This is a genomic window from Natrinema zhouii (assembly GCF_013456555.2).
Taxonomy (GTDB): domain Archaea; phylum Halobacteriota; class Halobacteria; order Halobacteriales; family Natrialbaceae; genus Natrinema; species Natrinema zhouii.
Genome location: NZ_CP059154.1, coordinates 1,396,060 through 1,416,702 on the forward strand (window position 1 = coordinate 1,396,060; position 20,643 = coordinate 1,416,702).

General features: G+C 63.8%; 19 protein-coding genes and 1 pseudogene. 10 read left to right on the plus strand and 10 right to left on the minus strand.

Annotation, left to right across the window (positions count from 1 at the left end):
* The first annotated feature begins 4 nt into the window (after window positions 1–4).
* Genes HYG81_RS25610 through HYG81_RS25620 form a run of 3 tightly spaced genes read left to right on the plus strand, consistent with a single transcriptional unit; the run spans window position 5 to window position 2,228 of the window.
* Window positions 5–559: a DUF6114 domain-containing protein gene (locus HYG81_RS25610; RefSeq protein WP_180842474.1), complete on the plus strand. Its 555-nt coding sequence runs from the start codon at window positions 5–7 to the stop codon at window positions 557–559.
* Between the two features lie 36 nt (window positions 560–595).
* Window positions 596–1,717 (plus strand): hypothetical protein, encoded by a 1,122-nt coding sequence (locus tag HYG81_RS25615; RefSeq protein ID WP_180842475.1) that lies wholly within the window; start codon window positions 596–598, stop codon window positions 1,715–1,717.
* A gap of 49 nt (window positions 1,718–1,766) precedes the next feature.
* On the plus strand, window positions 1,767–2,228 hold the full coding sequence (locus HYG81_RS25620) for a hypothetical protein (RefSeq protein ID WP_180842476.1): 462 nt from the start codon (window positions 1,767–1,769) through the stop codon (window positions 2,226–2,228).
* A 54-nt stretch (window positions 2,229–2,282) separates the two neighbouring features.
* Here HYG81_RS25620 and HYG81_RS25625 read toward each other — a convergent pair whose 3' ends face one another.
* From HYG81_RS25625 to HYG81_RS25635, 3 genes are all read right to left on the minus strand, one after another.
* Complete coding sequence (locus HYG81_RS25625; RefSeq protein ID WP_180842477.1) at window positions 2,283–3,092, minus strand: class I SAM-dependent methyltransferase; 810 nt, start codon at window positions 3,090–3,092, stop codon at window positions 2,283–2,285.
* A 64-nt stretch (window positions 3,093–3,156) separates the two neighbouring features.
* Window positions 3,157–4,029, minus strand: a complete 873-nt coding sequence (locus HYG81_RS25630; protein WP_180842478.1) for a deoxyribonuclease IV — start codon at window positions 4,027–4,029, stop codon at window positions 3,157–3,159.
* A 557-nt stretch (window positions 4,030–4,586) separates the two neighbouring features.
* Window positions 4,587–5,423 (minus strand): lipoate--protein ligase family protein, encoded by an 837-nt coding sequence (locus HYG81_RS25635; protein ID WP_180842479.1) that lies wholly within the window; start codon window positions 5,421–5,423, stop codon window positions 4,587–4,589.
* A gap of 219 nt (window positions 5,424–5,642) precedes the next feature.
* Between HYG81_RS25635 and HYG81_RS25640 the strand changes: the two genes are divergently transcribed.
* Window positions 5,643–6,551 (plus strand): serine/threonine-protein kinase RIO2, encoded by a 909-nt coding sequence (locus HYG81_RS25640; protein ID WP_180842480.1) that lies wholly within the window; start codon window positions 5,643–5,645, stop codon window positions 6,549–6,551.
* A gap of 349 nt (window positions 6,552–6,900) precedes the next feature.
* Here the strand turns inward: HYG81_RS25640 and HYG81_RS25645 are convergent, their stop codons facing one another.
* Window positions 6,901–7,632, minus strand: a complete 732-nt coding sequence (locus HYG81_RS25645; RefSeq protein ID WP_180842481.1) for a DUF7847 domain-containing protein — start codon at window positions 7,630–7,632, stop codon at window positions 6,901–6,903.
* A 219-nt stretch (window positions 7,633–7,851) separates the two neighbouring features.
* Window positions 7,852–9,396 (minus strand): S8 family serine peptidase, encoded by a 1,545-nt coding sequence (locus HYG81_RS25650; RefSeq protein ID WP_180842482.1) that lies wholly within the window; start codon window positions 9,394–9,396, stop codon window positions 7,852–7,854.
* A 345-nt stretch (window positions 9,397–9,741) separates the two neighbouring features.
* Between HYG81_RS25650 and HYG81_RS25655 the strand changes: the two genes are divergently transcribed.
* The 5 genes and pseudogenes from HYG81_RS25655 to HYG81_RS25675 all read left to right on the plus strand — a co-directional run bounded on the left by HYG81_RS25655 (window position 9,742) and on the right by HYG81_RS25675 (window position 13,902).
* On the plus strand, window positions 9,742–10,272 hold the full coding sequence (locus HYG81_RS25655) for a hypothetical protein (RefSeq protein ID WP_180842483.1): 531 nt from the start codon (window positions 9,742–9,744) through the stop codon (window positions 10,270–10,272).
* Window positions 10,273–10,493: 221 nt separating this feature from the next.
* The gene (locus HYG81_RS25660) at window positions 10,494–11,084 is read left to right on the plus strand and encodes a 50S ribosomal protein L15e (RefSeq protein WP_180842484.1); all 591 of its coding nucleotides are present in this window, start codon (window positions 10,494–10,496) and stop codon (window positions 11,082–11,084) included.
* A 159-nt stretch (window positions 11,085–11,243) separates the two neighbouring features.
* Window positions 11,244–12,233 (plus strand): annotated as a pseudogene (locus HYG81_RS45730) (thiamine pyrophosphate-dependent dehydrogenase E1 component subunit alpha); the annotation flags it as partial.
* A gap of 219 nt (window positions 12,234–12,452) precedes the next feature.
* A complete protein-coding gene (locus tag HYG81_RS45735) occupies window positions 12,453–13,400 on the plus strand; it encodes an alpha-ketoacid dehydrogenase subunit beta (protein WP_226376070.1) in 948 nt (315 codons plus the stop codon).
* A gap of 67 nt (window positions 13,401–13,467) precedes the next feature.
* Window positions 13,468–13,902, plus strand: a complete 435-nt coding sequence (locus tag HYG81_RS25675; RefSeq protein ID WP_180842486.1) for a universal stress protein — start codon at window positions 13,468–13,470, stop codon at window positions 13,900–13,902.
* Between the two features lie 121 nt (window positions 13,903–14,023).
* Here the strand turns inward: HYG81_RS25675 and glmS are convergent, their stop codons facing one another.
* From glmS to HYG81_RS25690, 3 genes are all read right to left on the minus strand, one after another.
* Entirely contained in the window at window positions 14,024–14,470 is a 447-nt protein-coding gene (glmS, locus tag HYG81_RS25680; protein WP_180842487.1) for a methylaspartate mutase subunit S, read from the minus strand.
* A 276-nt stretch (window positions 14,471–14,746) separates the two neighbouring features.
* Entirely contained in the window at window positions 14,747–15,457 is a 711-nt protein-coding gene (locus tag HYG81_RS25685; RefSeq protein WP_180842488.1) for a phosphoribosyltransferase family protein, read from the minus strand.
* 110 nt (window positions 15,458–15,567) lie between these two features.
* A complete protein-coding gene (locus HYG81_RS25690; RefSeq protein ID WP_180842489.1) occupies window positions 15,568–16,260 on the minus strand; it encodes a helix-turn-helix domain-containing protein in 693 nt (230 codons plus the stop codon).
* 144 nt (window positions 16,261–16,404) lie between these two features.
* Between HYG81_RS25690 and HYG81_RS25695 the strand changes: the two genes are divergently transcribed.
* Window positions 16,405–17,025: a methyltransferase family protein gene (locus tag HYG81_RS25695; protein ID WP_226376042.1), complete on the plus strand. Its 621-nt coding sequence runs from the start codon at window positions 16,405–16,407 to the stop codon at window positions 17,023–17,025.
* Here HYG81_RS25695 and HYG81_RS25700 read toward each other — a convergent pair whose 3' ends face one another.
* Together HYG81_RS25700 and thrS are read right to left on the minus strand one after the other, a co-directional pair.
* Window positions 17,026–18,330: a hypothetical protein gene (locus HYG81_RS25700; RefSeq protein ID WP_180842491.1), complete on the minus strand. Its 1,305-nt coding sequence runs from the start codon at window positions 18,328–18,330 to the stop codon at window positions 17,026–17,028.
* 221 nt (window positions 18,331–18,551) lie between these two features.
* Window positions 18,552–20,495 (minus strand): threonine--tRNA ligase, encoded by a 1,944-nt coding sequence (gene thrS, locus HYG81_RS25705; protein ID WP_180842492.1) that lies wholly within the window; start codon window positions 20,493–20,495, stop codon window positions 18,552–18,554.
* Window positions 20,496–20,643 lie beyond the last annotated feature (148 nt).

Sequence of the window (20,643 nt, forward strand, 5' to 3'; positions counted from 1 at the left end):
ATCGATGGCAACTCAAAACAGACAGAACGACTCCGAAACCGATCCCAGCCACGTGAAGAGCCGGTGGAACCGGTTCAACGACTGGCGGACGCAGCGCCCCTTCATGGGCGGTGTCCTGCTCTGTCTGGCCGGATTTCTCATCACCTGGGTGCCGATGCAGATCCTGCCCGACCTCATCTTTATCGGCGGACAGATGGCGGGCTTTCTCACCATCGGTGCCCTGATCGGCGTGTTCGTCTTCCTGACGGGCGTGTACGCGCTGTACAGACCGGCGCGATCCCACGAGATCGGCGTTATCGGCGTCGTCCTGTCGATCTTCTCGCTGTTCGGTTCGCTCGGCGGACTGTTCGTGGGGATGTTGCTCGGCATCCTCGGCGGCAACCTCTGTATCGCGTGGAAACCCGGCGACGACGTTGCCGATGAAGCCGTGGCGGAACCGAGCAAGGTCGACAAGGCGATCGCGAGATTACAGGAACGGGTCGGGCGTATCGTCGAGAAAACGAACGCCCGACTCCACGAGAGCGCTGAAACCAACACCCAACGGAGTGCCGACGAATGACACCGGCACGAACGCATCCAGGGACCGTCTAGACACATGGGCCGACCCCGCACGCTCGTCGTCGTCTTGCTGGTCGTCGTCGGTAGTACCGCGACTGGAATCGGTGCGCTCCCGGCGGCCGCGCAGGAAGACGAGAGCCTCTCCACGGTCGAACTCGGCGTGATCGAAGGAGCCACTGTCTGCGTCCAGCAACTCTCGTCGGATACCAATCAACTGGTCGTCCAGAACGACGCGTACGAGGACATCACCATCTACCTCGACGAGAACAGACGAGTCGAACTCGAGCAGACACAGCCAGAGGCAACCATCGTGTTGCAGACCGACCGGCAGAACGAGGGAGTGAACAACCTCTCCGAGGTCGGTGATTGTGTCACCGCCGACCGGAGTGACGTCATCGTCAACGCCTACTCGATCGCGATGCAGGGACTCTCGGCGAGCGAATACTCGATCGAGGTCGGCGCGAACGACGGTATCCCCGAGCCGGCGATATTCGACGTCCCCGCCAACGAGAGCGACGGAGCGGACAACGAAACCGACCGGGGTCCAGGCGAGAACAAGACCGATGATTTCGAAAACTGGCCGGACGGGGACGATAGACCCGACGAGACCCGCAACGACACCACGGGAACGGCCGAAGACTCACTCGACCAACCCGAAGAGACGGTCAACGATACCGTCGACCCCGCCGAAAAGACGGTCAACGACACCGTTGATAACACCGAAAAGACAGTCAATGACACCGTTGATTACACGACTGAAACGGTCAACAATACTGCTGACCACACCGAGAAGACTGTCAACGACACCGTTGATCATACAACTGAAACGGTCAACGATACCGTCAGCCATACGGAAGAGACAGTCAACGACACTGTCGACCACACAACTGAAACGATCAACGATACCGTCGACCACATTGGGAATACTACTGAAGACGTGACGGAGACGGTCACCAGCGAACCGAACGAGACGGACGAACAGTTCGTCGAAACGACTGAAGAGACGGTCAATCACACAGCGGAGACCGTCAACGAAACCGGCGACCACATTGAGGAGACAGCGAACGAGACCGGAGATCACGTCGAAGAGACGGCCGAAGATACCGGTGACTATGTCGCGAAAACAGCCGAAGAGACGACGGACCCGCTGAGCCAGTGATGCAGACGCACGCAATCGGTACGCCGTTCACAGCGATGGAGCAACAGACATGAGTGAATACGAGACGGTCGACGTCGGAGCGAGTGAGCTATCGCTCGAGGGGATCGATACGTGGATTATCGTCGGCGCGACCACCGTCGGGGTTCTCGTCAACCTCACCGGGCTGATGGTCCCGCTGCTCACTCGGATCGGCGGCGGTATCGTCGCCGGATTCATCGCCGCATACGCCGTCCGACAGGTCGCGTCCGGCATCGTACACGCGATGATCGCGAGCGCGCTCGTCGGCGGACTTGCGGGAACGGTGACGGCGTTCCTCGGGACGATTCTGGGACTGTACAACGAACCGCCGCTGCTGGTACTCGCGTCCATCGGCCCCATCAGCCCGATGCTTACGGGACTCGGACTGCCGAGTTTCGTTCTCCTCGTACTCGCCTTCTCGCTGCTGACCGCCGTCGACGGACTCGTCGGTGGACTGGTCGGCAGCGGACTGCGAGCGCTCCTCCCGTGGTGAGCCAGCAGGCAACACGTCCGCTGCTGCCGCTCGACGCATCCGGTCGAAACGAAACTAGGCAATCCGTCCGACAGTGACGAAGAACGGAACCGTTTCCGCGCGACGATACTCCTGTGTCCCCATCTGTTCGATGACAGTCCGACCCATCTCCCGCCACGAACTGCGGAGATCGTCGTACTCCGACTCGGTCACCGCTCCCGAGAGTATGGTTTGCCGGTCGTCGGCCAGCCCGTCGCCGGTCGCCTTTCGGCGGGCGGCCGTCAGCGCGCCGTCGCTGTACGGCGGCTCGACCGTTCGGACGTGGTCGTACCGGCGAGTCGCGAGCACCTCGAGCCCCGCCGCTTCGATGGCTCGACGAGCGTCGGCCCCGAGGGCTACATCGGTGTCCACGCCGTCGAGGTAGGCCTGCCGGGCCCGGCGCTCGAGGTCGTCTTCGGCGTCGACGCTCGAGTCGATCTCGACCGCGGCGTTGTCCGGTTCGACGGCCGCGACGAGGTCGGTGGAGACGCGTGCGAACTCCTCGAGCGCGGCCGCTGGATCGGGGAGGTTGATCAGGAGCGCCTGACAGATCACGAGGTCGAAGCTGTTGTCAGGAAAGGGTAGTCGGAGAGCGTCGCCAGCGACGACCGGGACGGGGTCGTCGCCCCTGGCGACCTCGAGTAATTCCAGATCGGCATCGCAGCCGACGACTGTCGTGTCGTCGGCCGTCTCCTCGCGAAGGACGCGGCTCAACTCGCCGGTCCCGCAGCCCACGTCCAGGATCCGATCGCGGGAATCGAGGGCGAGCGGCTCGAGGGCCGCGCGGGAATCGGCCCACATCCCCTCGCGGGTCCGGCTGAGATAGGATTCGGAGAACTCGCGCACGGGATCCCATAGCGGCGTTGCGAGTAAAAGCGGGTCGATTTCTCGAGCGATCGAAATCCCAGTGTTAGTCGTCGTCTCGGAGTTCCTTGACCTTCTCGATGTTCCACGCGAAGCCGCGGCCGTCCTCGGTCGGCGTCTCGAGCGCGAACGGCAGCTCCTGGAGATCCGGATGGTTCACGATGGCCTTCATCCCGTCTTCGCCGATGTAGCCCTCGCCGATGTGGGCGTGTTCGTCCTTGTGGGTGCCCACGTCGTGTTTCGAGTCGTTGAGGTGGATGTACTCGAGGTGCTCGAGGCCGACCTCGTCGTCGAAGCGGCCGACGGTCTCGTCGACCGCCTCGGGCGTCGTCAGGTCGTTGCCCGCGACGAGCGTGTGGGCGGTGTCGATGCAGATTCCGATGTCCGTCTCGGTGCGGTCGATGATCCCCGCGAGGTGCTCGAACTCGCCGCCGAGCTTCGTTCCGCTGCCCGCGTCGGACTCGATGAGGATCTGGACGTCGTCGGGCACCTCGAGGTCGTCGATGACGCTCGCGGCGTTGTCGAGACCGCCCTCGACGCCCGCACCGGTGTGGGCTCCGAGGTGGACGTTGACGTACGGAATCCCGAGTCGCTCGGCGGCGTCGAGTTCCGCCTGCATGCTCTCCATGGACTTCCGGCGGAGGTCGTCTTTGGGCGTACAGAGATTGACGAGGTAGGCCGAGTGGATGACCCACGGCCCCTCGAGTCGTTCGTCGCTCTCATCTCGGAAGCCCGCGGCCGCCTCGTCGCTGATCTCGGGCTGTGCCCAGACCTGCGGCGAGGTGGTAAACACCTGCCCGCAGTTCCCGCCGAACGCGGTCTGGCGATGGACCGCGTTGCGGAGGTCGTCGTACGGCGGTGTTTCCTCGTCGGACGAGACGCGCGAACCGGAGATCGAAACGTGTGCGCCGACCTTCATGGCCACTCGTCAGTACCCGTTCGTGATAGGTACTTCGGAGCGACTCGAGTTCGGACGGCGTCTCCATATTGGCCGATAGACGTGCAGTGGCGCGTGCTGTGCTACGGTTCGCCACTGGCGAACCGTCGCTCGAATCCGCGCGAGGTCTTCGCGAGCGAAGTGAGCGTTAGCGCGGGACCGACGGTCCCGCGAACCATTCGAACCGGGCCAAAGGCCCGTGAGGAGAAATCGGCTGGGGAGGACGTGGCGTCCCTAGTTGCCAGAAGCAGGTGGCAACCGTTTACCCCACTATGATTCAACCTGTCAGTTCAAAATCGATCACCAGTTCTCATACTGGCAACTAGGGATTTCCACACCCTCCCCAGCCGATTCGCTCGGTCATGCTTCCCTCGCTCATCCACTGTCAGAGCAAGCTCTGACAAGCCTTCGCTCACTTCGTTCGCGAAGACCTCGCGCGGTGTTCTCCTGCGATTCACTGATCGTTCATCGCAGGACAGCACGCGCCACCGCAGCAATCGTTCGAGTCACGCCACGAGCAACCGATCGATCGCTGAGTATCACTGTTCACCCGCCTCGAGGACCTCCCGATTCCGAACCCACGCGTCACGTCCGAACTTCCGGTCGGCGAGCTCGCGAGCGGCCTCGAGTTCGCCGTCGTTCCAAGTCGATTCCTCGGCAGCACACCAGTCCCGCAGCGCCCCCGCGATCGTCTCGAGTGCTTCCTCGCGGTCGACCCCTACTTCGTCACGAATGCTAGTCACTCGATCGGTGAACGTCGACTCCTCGAGTTCAGTATCGAAGACACCGACGTGTTTCCGTGGCTCGAGATCGTAGCTGATCGAACCGTGCTGGATGACGACGTCGCGCTGGCGGTACTGAGCGTTGCCGCTGATCTTCTCTGCTTGCGCGCCCGCATCCGCAGGCGCGACGATGTCGTGTGCCGGGTTGATGTCCCGCAGATAGCACGAGGGCTGGTAGATCGAGTCCTGTTCGGCCGACGCGAAGGCCGCGTCGACGCCCATTCGATCGAAGGCCTCGAGAACGGGTTCGCAGAACAGTTCGTAGCACTCCATCAGGTTTCCGGGGACCTCGTCAGCCGGGGCGACGATCGTATACGAAATATCGGCGTACCGGTCGTGATAGATCCCCCCGCCGCCGGTCTGTCGGCGGGTAACGTCGATCCCCTCTCGCTCGCAGAACTTCCAGTCGACCGTGTCGGCGTCCTGCCGGTACCCCAGCGAGAGCGTGCTCGGTTCCCACGAGTACGTGCGGACGGTTCGAACGTCGTCCTCGAGAGCCGTTCGCGCAGCGATCTCCTCGAGGGCCATCTGCGTCGCCCCGTCGCGGGGCTCGTCCCGGAGCAGCCGCCAGTCCCGATCGGCCAGTGCCGTCATGTGCGAGGCCACGTGGACGAGGTGGAAAGTGATTCCGACGGTGACGGATTTCTGTATAGCACTATAGAGTTTGTTAGGGGAGAAGCGCGGGTCCGAGTCACCTCGAGCGAGCGCTCGACACGCTCTCGACAGCGGTAGAACGCCGTTCTCCGATCGATTCCGATGCACCGCCGCGGCCGCGTCACGTCGTTTTTACGTATACGCCGGCTATCAACACGTATGGTGCGCAACGTCGCCGGGTTACTCCCGGAACTCGAGACGGAGGACTTCTATCTCCTCTCGGGGGTCGAACAGGGGATGCGGTTCTCCGAGTGGGTTCAGCGAGAAAAGCTCCCGAAGTTTTCCGATCTGCCGGAAGAGGAGGTCGAGTATCGGCTCGGGCGCTGTCTCGAGCGCGGACTGGTCGAGAAAAAGACGATTCAGTACGAGGGATACACCCTCCAGTTCGAGGGGTACGACGTCCTCGCCCTGCGGGCGCTCGTCGAACAGGACACGATCTCCGAGTTCGGCTCGCCGCTGGGCGTCGGCAAGGAGAGCGATGTCTACGAGGTCAAGTCGTACAAGCCGCTGGCGCTGAAGTACCACCGCGAGGGGTATACGAACTTCCGGAAGGTCCACAAGGAACGGGATTACACGTCGGAAAACGACCACGTCTCCTGGATGTACACCGCCCGAAAGGCCGCCGAGCGCGAACACGGCATCCTCGAGGAGCTCTACCCCGATGTCGCGGTGCCACAACCCATCGGGCAGAACCGCCACGCCATCGTCATGGAGAAGATGGACGGCGTCGAACTCTCTCAGACCCGACTCGAGGACGAGCAGGTCCTGGGCGTCCTCGATCTCCTGCTCTCCGAGGTCTCGCGCGCGTACGCGAAGGGCTACGTTCACGCCGACATGAGCGAGTACAACGTCTTCGTCAACGAGGAGGGTGTGAAGGTCTTCGACTGGCCCCAGGCCGTTCCGACGGACCACGAGAACGCCGACGAGTTCCTCCGGCGCGATCTGACGAACATCGTCGGCTACTTCCGGCGCAAATATCCTCAGCACGTACCCGACGATCTGGAGAGCGACGAACTCGCCGAGACGATCACCGACGGCTCGTTCGAGACGGTTGTCGAATTCGTCTGAGAGAACCGCGATTTTCCGAGAGTCCCGATTCGAGTTGATTCCCCCGATACCGGAGCCGTGCGTCTCGACCTCTCTGCGATGTATTGGAATCCGGGATCGCAAACAGATACACGCCAAACGACAGTGACCGATGACGGTCCTCATGAAAGACGCGTTCTTTCCGTTCAGCACATGGCTCGACGACGCTGACAGCTTCGAACAGCGTTCTCGAGACCGTTCGATCTTAGGCGTATCAGCGGAATGTGACCCTCCGTTCGGGCCAATGAATTATATAACAATATATGAAATTCGGAGCGGCGTGATGATAGCCCGCTCGAGGAGCGGCCGATCGAAGCGCCCGAAGAGCGTCTCAGGCGGCCATCCCGGCAGATTCCGGTCGCGAATCCGCTTCGACGGGGGGCTCGAGGCCCCGGAGTTGGTCGTACGCGCGGGCCGTGGTCGCGATGATGTACACCGTGACGGCCGCGGCGACGACCTGCGTGAGGACGAGCCCGGCGGTACCGCCGAGCAGGAACGTCGGAATCGCGACGGTCGCGTTGACGGCGAGACCGAGGACGAGTACGGCGATTCCGAGGCCGAACAGGCGAAGACGACTTCCACGGGTCAGCGCCCAGCTGCTGCGGAACGCCCGGACGAAGTTCTGATCCTCGATCGCGACGAATGCGCTCCAGTAGTAGAGACTGACGAGGAGGAACAGTCCCGGCACGAGCAGGAAGACGCTACCGGCGGCGACGAGCGAGACGAAGACGATCGTCCCGACGAAGGCGTTGAGCGTGGCAGTGGCGATCTTCCGGCGGCGGAACTCGCGAGAGATCGTCTCGGTTTCGTCGGACGCGAACGTCCGGAGCGCGACGATCGCTGTCGCCATCGTCGCGAGCCCGATCGCGAGCGAGAGCAGTCCGGTAAGGAACCCAACGAGTCCTGCGGTCAGCGTTACGCCGACGGTAGTCCCAGTTTCCACCGGGGCGACGAACGCGTTCAACAGTGCGAGGACGGCGAATATGGCGACGAAGACGAGTCCGTTTCGCTCGGTAGTGCGGGAGAACCCGTCGGTCATCGCGTCGATGATGTGAAAGACCATAGGTGTAGTACACGGCCGGAGGATATATAGTTATCATTACATTTGTCTGAGGAACAGATGTTTACAGGGCCATGAACGACTTTTGAAGCGCATCTAACCTATCACTTTTATAGCCTGATTCGATCCTCGAGTAGAAAATGGATGGATACGACAGAAGCGAGCCGGCGACGCAAACCGGCGACACAGTGCTGTGTTCGCCGCGCCGCCGAGTCGGGTCCGTTACTGTTCGTCGCTGCTCGGCGCAATCTCGATTTCGTCGAACGTCGCGAGGTCGCCCGCTTCGGCGCGTTCGACGGCCGCGTGAACGTCGACGTACCCTGCACCGACGGATTCTGCAGTGTAGGACTCGAGCCGCCGTTCGTCGGCGGTCGCCTCGAGCGTCACGAGCACGTCCATCGGGCTTGGCACGTCATCGTCGGCTCGTCGCTCGATAGCGGCGTCGTAGACCAATGCGGCGCAACCGGCGGTGACGGGACAGGACATGCTGGTCCCGGACATGGGGCCGTAGTAGAGCGATTCGTCGGGTGCGGTGACGTTCAACACGTCGAGGGGCCCGAGCGTGCTCATCACGTCTTCGCCTTTGGCGGCGACGCCGTTGCGGTAGACGCCCAGCGGCCCGTCGATCTCGTCCTGCGGGGTTCCGTCGTGGAACGCGGTGAGATTTTCGTAGGCCGCTCTGCGATCGTAATTATCGGCGTCGTACGAGCCGTCCTGCGGACGGCCACGCGAGGAGAAATCGGCGACGGCACCCTCGTCGTCGGTGGCCGCGACGCCCAGGACGTGCGGGGCCGTCGCGTACTGGTTCAGCGTTCCCGCCTCGGGGCCGTCGTTGCCCGCCGAGAAGACCGGGAGGAGCCCCGCCTCGTGGGCACGCCACGTCGCGACGTTGATCGGATCGTCGGGGACGAACGAACGGTCGTCCTGTGCCGGTCCGTACGAGTTCGAGACCACCTGAATATCGTGCTCACCTTCACGCTGTCGGCGGAGCAGATCGTCGTATGCGGCGACGATGAACACGATCGACAGCCCCAGCCCCGTCGCGTACATCGTCAGATCGGCATTCGGGGCCATCCCGGCGTACTCACCGTCGCTCCGGTCGCCGGTCCCGCCGACGCTCCCCGCACAGTGGGTTCCGTGGCCGTTCGCGTCGGTGTCGCCGCCGCCGACGTCCTGCCACCAGAGCGGGGCGTCCTGGACGACGGGGACCCCCACGTACTGGTAGTTCGCCACGACGTTCGCCTGCAGATCGGGGTGGGACCCGTCGATCCCTGAATCGATGAGGGCGACGTGAACGTTCTCACCGGAGTAGGCCGTCTCGAGTCCCTCACCGGCCTGCACGGCGTCGGCGTTCGCGCCTTCCCGGGCACCGTCGTTGTGGTACTCGAGGTCGTAGTTCGACGAGACGTACCGCACCGCGTCCCAGCCGGCGACGGTCTCGATGAGTGATCCGGGTAGTTCGGCGTAGCCGATCGGGAGGACGTCGAAGCCGATCGCTACCTCGACATCGAGCGCCTCGAGTCGGACGAGGTCCGCGGTCGACTCGAAGACGATCAGCACCTCCTGAAGGACGTCGCTCCCGAGGTCGAGGTCGTCGTCGACGAGCGTGTCGCCGACGGTCACTATCCCCTCGAGCGCGTCGCCGACGAAACCGTCGCCGAGCGCCGCGGCGGAGCCGGAGAACGCGACGGTACCGACGACGCCGGTCCCGAACGCCTCGAGGACCGTTCGACGAGTCGGTCGGGTCGTGGGATCGTCGTCAGTCATCCGTCGTCACCGCGAACGGGCGGGTTCGTCCCTGTCATCGTTGAGCCAGTGTGGCGCCTGCGAAGCGCGGGCGAACGGCTGATTGGACGGCTGTGTTTCGTCTCGGCTACTGCTCGAGACGACACTGAAACCGGAATCGAGCGAAGTCTAGCGTCCTCGCCAGCAATCGTTACCAATGGTTGCATCTTATCGTAACCCGAGATGACTGTCTACGAACTAATTTAAAAGTATTATGACTATCATAGTAACGGATTAATCAGTGGTAGTTATATCTCACGTTCGAGTTATTTTCTCGATAATCAGTCAATGGAAGAATTGAACACACACGCATCCGTACCACTATCTATGAGTGAGAATGACAAACAAACTCTCGACGGTATCGGCGTGTGGGGAGGTGGCATCACGGGCGGACTGGTCGCCGGGATCGCCATGGGACTGGTCCTCCACCTCGGCGGGAACCAGATCGAGTTGCTGGGCGGACTCGCGACGGATCCCGGGACGGCGGTCGGCGTCGGCTGGACGATTCACCTGATGATTAGCATCGCGTTCGGGCTCCTGTTCGCCGCGATCGCCTCGAGGTCGTTCGTTCAGCAACTGGCCACCTCGTTCGGCGATTACGTCATCATGGGGCTCGTCTTCGGTGCGGTCATCGGGCTCTTCGCCGGCGGCGTCGTGTTCCCGCTGGCGATGGAGCGGGCCGAGGTCGCGGCGTTGCCGCTGCCGTTCCTTCCCGTCTCGGGGGCCACGGCGGAGCTCTTCAGCGCGCTCGTGTTCGGCCTCGGCCATCTCGTCTACGGGCTGATCCTGGGGGCCGTCTTCGCGACCGTCAACGGGATCGCGCCGAGCGGCGTGCGCGATCGCGCCCCGGTGCGATAACCCGGTCGACGCGATCGGCGGGCGCTCACCCGCCTCGCTGGAACCGTTCCGCATCGGAGTTCGAAGCCCTTATACTCGAGAGTTGGATAGATTCGGTAGACTCGCTGGTTCGCGCGGGCATCAGCGGGCACCTGTACGACGCGGTGTCACAGGTCGGGATGTGATCCGCGGGGCTCGGCCCCGGTCGGGATTGAACCACGCAACGCCCGCGGGTGAATACAATGGCAAAAAGCTTCTATTCCCACATCAAGGACGCATGGAAGGACCCCGACGACGGCAAGCTCGGGGAGCTGCAGTGGCAGCGCAAACAGGAGTGGCGCAAGGAGGGCGCGATCGAACGGATCGATCGCCCGACGCGACTCGACAAGGCGCGCGAACTCGGCTACAAGGCCAAACAGGGCATTATCGTGACCCGGGTCTCGGTCCGGAAAGGGACCGCCCGGAAGCAGCGACACAAGGCCGGTCGGCGCTCGAAGCGCCAGGGTGTCAACCGCATCGGGCGGCGCAAGAACATCCAGCGCATCGGCGAAGAGCGCGTCTCCCGGAAATATCCCAACCTGCGCGTGCTCAACAGTTACTGGGTCGGGGAAGACGGCTCGCAGAAGTGGTTCGAGATGATCCTCGTGGATCCGAACCACCCCGCGATCGAGAACGACGACGATCTCAACTGGATCTGCGACGACGACCACACGAACCGCGCGTTCCGCGGACTCACCAACGCTGGCAAGTCCAACCGCGGCCTCAACAACCGCGGCAAAGGTGCCGAGAAGGTCCGCCCGTCCAACAACGGCGGCAAAGGTCGCGCGAAGTAACGCGGGCAGTCACCGCAGCCGATTTCACGTCGATTTTTCTGCGCTTCGACTCGAGAGCGACCGTGCAGTCACCTACCCAACGACTCCCACAGCAGTGCCGAGCGCCGGCCACGCGATGGCCGAGACGGGCACTAAGTGGCCTACCGTCGTACCAGCGATATGCCGCGCTCTCAGGTCGCCGCGTTCTCGATCGATCGCGTCCAGGTGCTCGATCAGGAGGGGCGAGTCGACGAGTCCCTCGAGCCCGAAATCGACGACGAGCGCCTGCTCGAGTGGTACCGGACGATGAAGCGATCGCGGCGACTCGACCGGCGGGTGATCGCCCTCCAGCGACGGGGTGAACTGGGAACGTTCGCACCTGCGACGGGGCAGGAGGCCGCCCAGGTCGGAAGCACTGCGGCGCTCGACGAAACCGACTGGACGGTGCCCGCGTTCCGCGAACACCCGTCGGCGCTGGCCCGCGGCGGGTCGGCCCAGGAGATCATCGAGTACGCGATGGGACTCGAGGAGGGCGGGGAGCCGCCCGAGGACGTGCCGATGATGCCGCCGTCGATCGCCGTGGGGACCCAGCCGCTCCACGCCGCCGGAATCGGCTGGGCGGAATCGATGAACGACAGCGAGTCGGTCGCGCTCACCTACTTCGGGGACGGTGCGACCAGCGAGGGCGAGGTGTACGAGGCGATGAATCTGGCCGGCGTTTACGAGGCCCAGACCGTCTTTTTCTGCCAGAACAACCAGTACGCGATCTCGACGCCGCTGTCGAAACAGACGCGGGCCGCGACCCTCGCACAGAAGGCCATCGCTGCGGGAATCGAACCGATTCAAGTCGACGGCAACGATATTCTGGGCGTCTACGCGGTCACGAACGAAGCGCTCGAGCGCGCTCGGCGCGGCGTGCCGACGATGATCGAGGCGACGACCTACCGCCGTGAGATGCACACGACGGCGGACGACCCCTCCGTCTACCGGACCACCGAGGAAGAGGAGTCGTGGGAACCGCTCGACCCGATCCTGCGGTTCGAACGCTACCTCCGAGAACGCGGACTGCTCGACGACGAGACGATCGACTCGATCGAGTCCGAGATCGAAGCCGATCTCGAGGAGTCACTCGAGGCGGCCCGGGAGACGGAAGCGACTGCCGAGCCGGTGAATATGTTTGATTACGCGTACGCGGAGCGACCACCGTACCTCGAGCGCCAGCGCGAGGCGTTCGTCGCGGACGACGGGCACACGGTCGCACCAGCCGAGGGGGGCCGGCGAGGTGACGGTGGGTCATCGACGGCGGACACGGGCACCGGTAACGGAAGCCGCGCTAGCGAGACGGCAGAAGCCACCGAGACTGCCCTCGAGGACGCCGACCGACTGAACATGGTCGAAGCCATCCGGGGGACCCTACACGCCGAACTCGAGCGCGACGACGATGTGCTCGTCTACGGCCAGGACGTCGGCGTCGACGGCGGCGTCTTCCGGGCGACACAGGGGCTGCTCGACGCCTTTCCCGGACGGGTCCACGACGCGCCGGTGGCCGAGGCGGGCATCGTCGGCCTCGGTGTCGGCCTCGCGGCGGCGGGCTACCGGCCGGTCGCCGAGATCCAGTTCGCCGGGTTCACCTTCCAGGCGTTCGACCAGATCCACCAGCAACTCTCGCGGATTCGCAGCAGGTCACGCGGGAAGATTACCTGTCCGATGGTCGTCCGCGCGCCGTACGGCCTCGGCGTCTCGGCACTCGAGCACCACTCCGAGAGCTACGAGGCGGGGTACGCCCACATTCCGGGGCTGAAAGTCGCGATCCCCTCGACCGCACGGGACGCGGCCGGATTGCTGCGCTCGGCGATCCGCAGTCCCGATCCAGTCCTCTTCTTCGAACCCATGCCGCTGTACCGGGCGGCACGGCGACCGGTCCCCGACGAGACTGTCGTCCCGCTCGGCGAGGCACGCGTGGTCGAGGAGGGAACTGACGCCACGGTTATCGCGTGGGGCGCGATGGTCCGAGAGGTCGAGGACGCGGTCGCCGAGCTCGAGGCCGATATCGAGGTGATCGACCTGCGGACGATCAGCCCGATGGACACCGAAACAGTCCTCGAGTCCGTCCGCAAGACCGGTCGCTGCGTCGTCGTCCACGAGGCGCCGCGGACGGGCGGGTTCGCCGGTGAGATCGCGGCCCGAATTTCTGACGAGGCCGTCTGGTCGCTCGAGGCACCCATCGAGCGGGTGACGGGCTACGACGTGCCGGTTCCGCTTCCGGCCCGCGAGGACGCGTACCGACCGGACCCGGATCGGATTCGGGCGGCGATTGAACGGGTGCTCGCTCCGTAGGGGTATCCGGTTCCCGACTCGTCAGGCCCAGAGGTGGACTTATTCCGTCGGCACGTGTATGGCCGGTATGGCACAACACGTTCTCGTGGCAGTCGATGACTCGAACCAGTCGACCGAGGCGCTCGAGTTCGCCTGCACGGAGTATCCGGAGGCGACGATCACCGCGCTCTACGTCCTCGATCCGGGCGACTTCTACGCGGTCAGCGGGATCGAAGGGACCGCGATGGCGAACTACGACGAGGTACAGGGCCACCACGAGGAGCGGGCCGAAAACATCCTCGAGACGGCGCGCGAACAGGCGGCTGAACACGGCGTCGAACTCGAGACGGAACACGTCCTGGGCAACATCTCCCGGTCGATCGTCGATTACGCCGCCGAGCACGACATCGACCACATCGTCGTCGGTAGCCACGGCCGGACGGGCGCGAGTCGAATTCTCCTCGGCAGCGTCGCGGAGACGGTCGCTCGCCGGTCGCCGGTGCCGGTGACGATCGTTCGGTGATCAGTCGCTCGCCGTCGGAGTCCGTGTTGCAGACGTCGATAGCGACTACTCGGAGTAACGGGTACAGCGACTACTGGTCGAGCGGTGTGACGCGAAACGGAACGACAAGAAACGGTGCCGGTTAGACCGAGACGGTCTGGCCTTCCTGTTCGGACTCGGTCGAGTGCATGTCCAGATCGGCCTTCAGTGCCTCGATGGCCTCCTCCGGGTCGGTCTCGGAGTCAAAGACCCGATTGAAGCCCATCTGTCGGAAGAACGACCGCGTCTCGTCGAAGTCGTCCTGTCCGACGGCGAGGTTCCCACCGATGTAGGTCGTCGCGTCGATGTCGGCGTCGGCGATTCGCTGGTGGAAGCCCTCGCAGTCCTGCTTGGCGTGGCCGTAGAGCGACGAGACGAGGACGGCCTCGGCGTCGTTGGCGGCCGCGGCCTCGACGAACTCCTCCTGGGAGCTCTGTACTCCCAGATTGACGACGTCGAATCCGGCTGCCTCCAGCGCCTGTTCCAGGATGGTAATCCCGACGACGTGTGCGTCGGACCCGATCACGCCGAGGATGACTGTCTTCGTCATGTGCGTACCACCACAAAGAGGCGGCACCACCATAAACCTAATGATTAATAATGTGCTACTCGTTCACACGGATCCCCTCGTGCGATTAGCCGACACGTGATAGCGAACATCGCGGTCGACGAATCATCCGTACACTCTCGAGAAGGATCCGTATCCGATCGTCGACGTACCGATCGGAAGTCAAGTCAGTCGGTCAGGCGGATTGCTGTGAGTCGTTTTCCGGTGCGCCCGAAGGACGGTCACAGTTGCGCCGGTAATCCGTTACAGCAATCCATCTCAGACGCGGACGAGCGAGCCGATCGGCGCGTCGGTGCGTTCGCGGGCGCGCCGAATGCCGTCCTCGCCGGCCGCGATGAGCGTGAAGACGCCGGCGACCTCGGCTTCGGCGGTCTGGGCGATGTCTAACAGGAGTTCCTGGGTCTCGCCCGACCGAATAAGGTCATCGACGACCAGTACCGATTCGCTGGGAGCGATAGCCGAAGCGGGCAGGTAGTAGGTGAGTTCGATCCCCGACTGCAGGCGCTGGCGGGCCTCGATGAACTCCTCGACGGCGGTCTCCTTTTGCTTTTTCGCGTAGGCACACCGGACGCCGTAGTAGCTCGCGAGCGCCGCCGCGAGCGTGATCCCGTCGGTCGCGGCGGTGAGGACGACGTCGGGTCGCTCGAAGTCGAAGCCGTTAGCCACGACCGGGGCGGCCAGATCGAGGAAGGGCTGATCGAAGACGGTCGCCGAATTGTCCACGTACCCCTCGTCGTCCACCCGAATGCGGGCATCGAGTTCATCGGCCAACGCCTCCCGGCCGAGTTCTTCGACGACCTCACGTGCGCGGTCCGTTCCGGGGAGGACGTGCCCGTTAACGTACCGGTTGAGATCCCCCGCCGGCAGCCCCGTCGTTTCGGCGAGTTCGTCGTAGGTCCGCGTCTCCTTCAACATCCGCAACACGTCGACGGCCCGCAACTGGAGGGCTGCCTTCTCAGCTCTGTTCATACGGATATGCATGATTCCGCAACTATGGGTATTACGATTGGAAAATCAGATGGAATCACCACGAACGTGTGTGACTCGGCTGCGATAGCGAGACCCTCGAGCACCACCGATCAATACCGGTCGATAGGCGTGTCTCGGCCACGACGCTGGACCAGCCGCCGCATAACTCGCGCCTGGGCCTTCTGTAAGAGCCGTGCGGCCGTACTCGAGGCACAGCCCAACTCGTCGGCGACCGCGTCGACGCCGGCGTCGCGGGGGACCTCGAAGTAGCCCAGATCGACCGCGCTCTCGACGGCCTCGAGTTGGCGTTCCGTGAGGTTACCGCAGAGCGGTGCGTGTTGACGGTCGTACTCCCCGATCACTCGGACGGTGGTGTCGATCTCATCGGGGAGTCCCTCAAGCATCGCCTGCAAGTCCTCGCCGGCTCCGATGACGATCATGTAGAACGCGGCCTCGGAATCGTAGACGATCGGCGGCACGACGACGAGGTTCAGGGCGGCGAACGCCTCGCGCCAGCGCACGTCCTCCGGGCGGGTTTCCTGGCAGATGTAGACGTAGAACGAGTTGTCGTCGATCGGCGTCAGGTCGTACCAGCGGACCGACTCGACGGTCCCGAGCGCCTCCTCGTAGGGTTCGCGCTCGGCTTCGGCGTAGAACAGTTCGTACTCGAGGCCGTCATCGCGGCCGGCGCTATTCCACGTCCGAAGCTCCTCGTACCGGACCGCGTCTTCCTCGCGGATGAACCGCTGCATCGGGTGGAGCATCCAGTCGGGCTGGGAGAGGCGCACGTCGAGGTACTTCATCGGCTATCGTTCGGATCTTCGCTCACGATTCATTTATAAATTGACTAGTAGACTCGTGAGAAAGCCCAGACTCATCGTGGGGCAATGATCAGGTATGTGTCTCCACCAGTTGACGACGATCGAACGGCCGACGGGGGAGAGTCCGTGACCGTACTCGGGTCAGTGTCGCCGACGACGGCGGCGTTCGTCGCCGGTCTCGTTCTCGTGCTCGCCAATCTCACCGGGATCGTCGCCAGTGCGCTCGGCATCGCCGAGTACTGGCCGCCCGGCGAACGAGGGTGGCAGTTCTACGCACACTGGGGGATCTCACAGCTGCTCAACGCCATCCTGTTCGCGCTCGCGTACCTGGACTGGAACAGCCTCGGCCTCCCACGAGTCACCGCCTTCGTCGCAGGTGCGACTCTGTTCGGCGGCGGCTTCGCCGTCGCGCTCGCGGCCGGCTACGACCTGGGTGTCGAGGAGACGAAAGGACTCTCCGGCGAGTTGCGAACCGGCGGCTGGTATCGGTACTCGAGGAATCCCCAGTACGTGGGCTACATCGCCGCGACGGTCGGCTTCGCCGTGCTAGCGAACTCCACGCTGGTGGCCGTCGTCTGTGCGCTCTTCCTCGGCTGGTGGCTCGCGCTTCCGTTCGCCGAGGAACCGTGGCTCCGCGAGCGGTACGGCGAGGAGTACGAACGCTACGCCGAGCGGGTGCCCCGGTTCGTAGGACTTCGGACGGTACGTGCGATCGCCGAGACTGACGGGGTGAGTACTTCGAGGTGACTACGCTTCGAGTCGATCCTCGAGAACGACGATTGCTTCGGGCAACGCCTCGAGTTGTGCGCCGATCACGACATAGTCCGCGTACTCGCTGAACAGCTCCGTACGCCAGCCGTCGTCGATCGCACCCCGAATTCGGGAATCTACCAGTCCGAGCTGTTCGTACCCGTCGGCGAGGTGATCCCCGCCGAGCGACGACTCTTCGGGTTCGAACGGTACGTCAGCTGCGGACTCGAGCGCGGATTCGCGAACGGTACGGGCATCGTCTGCCGTTTCGAGGGATCGGTGTGCGCCGTCTTCGATCCGTTCGCGTATCGTCTCGAGCGCGCGTCGGTCACGTTCGAACGCGCAGGCGTACCAGAGGGCGGTCGACGTCTCGTCGTTCGTCGCCGCATCCGTCGTTTGTTCGCTCGCATTCACGACCGCGATCTCCCCCTCGAGAAGCACCCGTTCGGCGATCGTCTCCGAGACCTCGGCGTCGACCAGGTCCGTCGGTTCGGTCGAGTCGTTCGGGACGTTCGCCTCCTCGATCGCGTCGAGCGATCGTTCGAGTGCAGTTTCGAATCGAGATTCGAACGAGCGCTCGTCCTCGAGCCGTTCCTCGTGTCGCCGCTCGAGCTCCTCGGCGAACGAGACCGCCGCTCGGGCCCGCTCGACGACGCCGCCGATCGATCCGACAGCGAAGGTGCCGCTCGTGCCGTCGCGCGGCCGATTGTCGAGCCACCACTCGGCGATCTCCAACTCGCTCTCGAGACAGTGCTCGAGGAGTAGCGTTCGCTGTACGTCGTCGCCGACGTGGTCGACGGCGGCGCGTCGGTTCTCGATTCGCGTTCTGACATCGTCGCGTTCCGATTCGACATCCTCGAGGGTGCGCTCGTCTCGAACCGCCTCGATTGCAACTGCCGCCTCTCCGGCGTACCGACGCGCGACGACGCTGCGTTGAAGCGCGTGGAACCGATCCGACGAGTCCTCCAGCGCGTCGCGTCTGGCCCGTGCGATCTCGTGCGTTCGATCGATTTCGTCTCGGACGGCCTCGTTCGGCACGTCGTCGGCCTCGAGCGGCTCCGGGACGACGTCGATCAGTTCGTCGAGACGGACGATGGCCTCGCCAACGGACGACTCGTTCGGCTGAACAGGGGCCGGGCGCTTGATTTCGGGGCGGTCCATCGCGAGGATCGGCGCGAGTTCGTCGGCTTCGAACCGTCGCCGCGGGTCGTCCGACTCGAAAAATTCGAGGCAGCCGGCGGTCGCTCCGAGAACGCCAGTCCCGATCGAACCGAGCACGGTTCGTCGATCGAGACCCGTCATTCGTCATTCTCCGCGTCGCCGTCGCATTTGTTCTCGGTGGTTGCGTCGTTCCCACAGCCCGCAATGAACGGAGTGGTCGCCGCCAGAACCGTGCCGAGGGGTTGGCGTCGAGAGGACCAGAGGGAGAACATACGATCAGGTTCGTGACATCAGATAAATAACTTCTCATCGGCTATCGATCGAATTATCGCACGGGGACTGTACAGAACCGAGATAGGTCGTCAGCCCTGCAGGAAGTCCGGCTCCGTCCGCTGCTCGTCGTGTTCGGCCTCGAGATGGCTTCGAAACTCCTCAATTTCGACGTCGTACTCCTGGTCCTCGAAGCGGTCCCGAACCGAGATGTTGCCGTCGTCCTCCTCGTTGTCGCCGACGATGATCTGGTAGGGCACTCGATCGTCGTGAGCGGCGCGGATCTTCCGCTCTAACGTGCTGTCGCGGCCGTCGACCTCGACGCGGAAGTCGTCGAACTCGTTGGCGACCCGGTGGGCGTAGCCGAGGTTGTCGTCGGAGATGGGCAGTACGCGGACCTGTTCGGGCGCGAGCCAGAGCGGGAACCGGCCCTCATAGTGCTCGATGAGCATCATGAAGAACCGCTCGTAGCTGCCGTACAGCGCGCGGTGGATCATGACGGGGCGGTGTTCCTCGTTGTCCTCGCCGACGTAGTCCAGGTCGAAGCGCTCGGGCATGTTGAAGTCAAGCTGGACCGTCGGGCCGTCCCACGAGCGGCCGATGGCGTCCTCGAACGCGAAGTCGATCTTCGGCCCGTAGAACGCGCCGTCGCCCTCCTCGATCTCGTACTCGTGGCCGTGAGAGTCGAGGACGCTCTCGAGTTGCTCCTCGGCGCGGTCCCAAATCTCGTCGCTCCCGACCGATTTCTCGGGGCGCGTGGCCAGCGCCATCTCGTACTCGAGGTCGAACGTGTCCAGCACGTCCGTGATCATGTCCATGATCTGCTCGACTTCCGACTTGATCTGTTCGGGGCGGACGAACAGGTGACCGTCGTCGATGGTAAAGGCCCAGACTCGAGAGAGCCCGGAGAGTTCGCCGCGTTGCTCCTTACGATACACCTTCCCGTTTTCCGCGTAGCGGATCGGGAGGTCGCGGTAGCTCCAGGAGTGGTCCTGGAAGATGGCGGCGTGGCCGGGACAGTTCATCGGCTTCAGGCCGAACTCGTCGTCGCCGACGTCGAAGATGAACATGTCGTCCTGGTAGTTCTCGTAGTGGCCCGACCGGTGCCAGAGGTCCGTCTTGAAGACGTGGGGCGTCTCGACGTAGTCGTAGCCCGCGTCTTCGTTGAGATCCTCGACGAATCCCTCGAGCTCCTTGAGCACGGTCTTCCCGGCGGGGTGATACAGCGGGAGGCCGGGCCCCGTCACGTCCTGAATCGAGAAAAGGTCCATCTCGTTGCCGATCCGGCGGTGGTCGCGCTTCTCGGCTTCTTGCTTCCGATTGAGGAACGCCTCGAGGTCGCTCTCGTCCTCGAAGGCGGTGCCGTAGATGCGCGTCTGCATCGTGTTCTCCTCGTCGCCGCGCCAGTAGGCGCCCGCAATCTCGAGCAGTTCGACCGCGCCGATCTCGCCCGTCGACTCGACGTGCGGGCCGGCACAGAGGTCCTCCCACTCGCCTTGCCTGTAGAACGTGACGGTGTCTCCCTCCTCGGCGAACTCCGCGAGGAGTTCGAGCTTGTAGGGCTCGTCGGCCAGTCGCTCCTCGGCCTCCTCGATCGAGACGACCTCGCGCTCGATCTCGTAGTCGTCGGCGATGATCTCCTCCATTTCGTCCTCGAGGTCGGCGAGGTTCTCCTCGTCGATATCGAGGTTGTCGAAGTCGTAGTAGAAGCCCTCGTCCGTCGGCGGGCCGATGGCGAGGTCGACGTCGCCGTAGTGGCGCTCGACGGCCTGGGCGAGACAGTGCGAGGCGGAGTGGCGCATGACCTGCAGGTACTCCTCGGACTGGTCGGTGACGATCTCGAGTTCCGCGCCGTCGTAGACCGGCTCCTCCTTGGCGACGAGTTCGCCGTCGAGTTTGCCGGCGACCGTGTCGCTGCCGAGCCCGGGACCGATCTCGTAGGCGCAGTCCTCGACCGTGGCGTCTTCGGCGACCTCGAGTTCCGATCCGTCGGGTAGTACGACTGCGATCTGCTCTTGTGAATCTGATTCTGACATGACTGTGGGTGTGGTGAAAATCCCGGTGGCGTGTCCGCGCCGTGTCCCGCACACTGGTCGACCGTGGCCGACACAATACGCGGTAGGTGGGAATTAAAAACGGGCAAACGCCCCTGTAAAGCGGACACCTACCATCGTGGCTACGGCT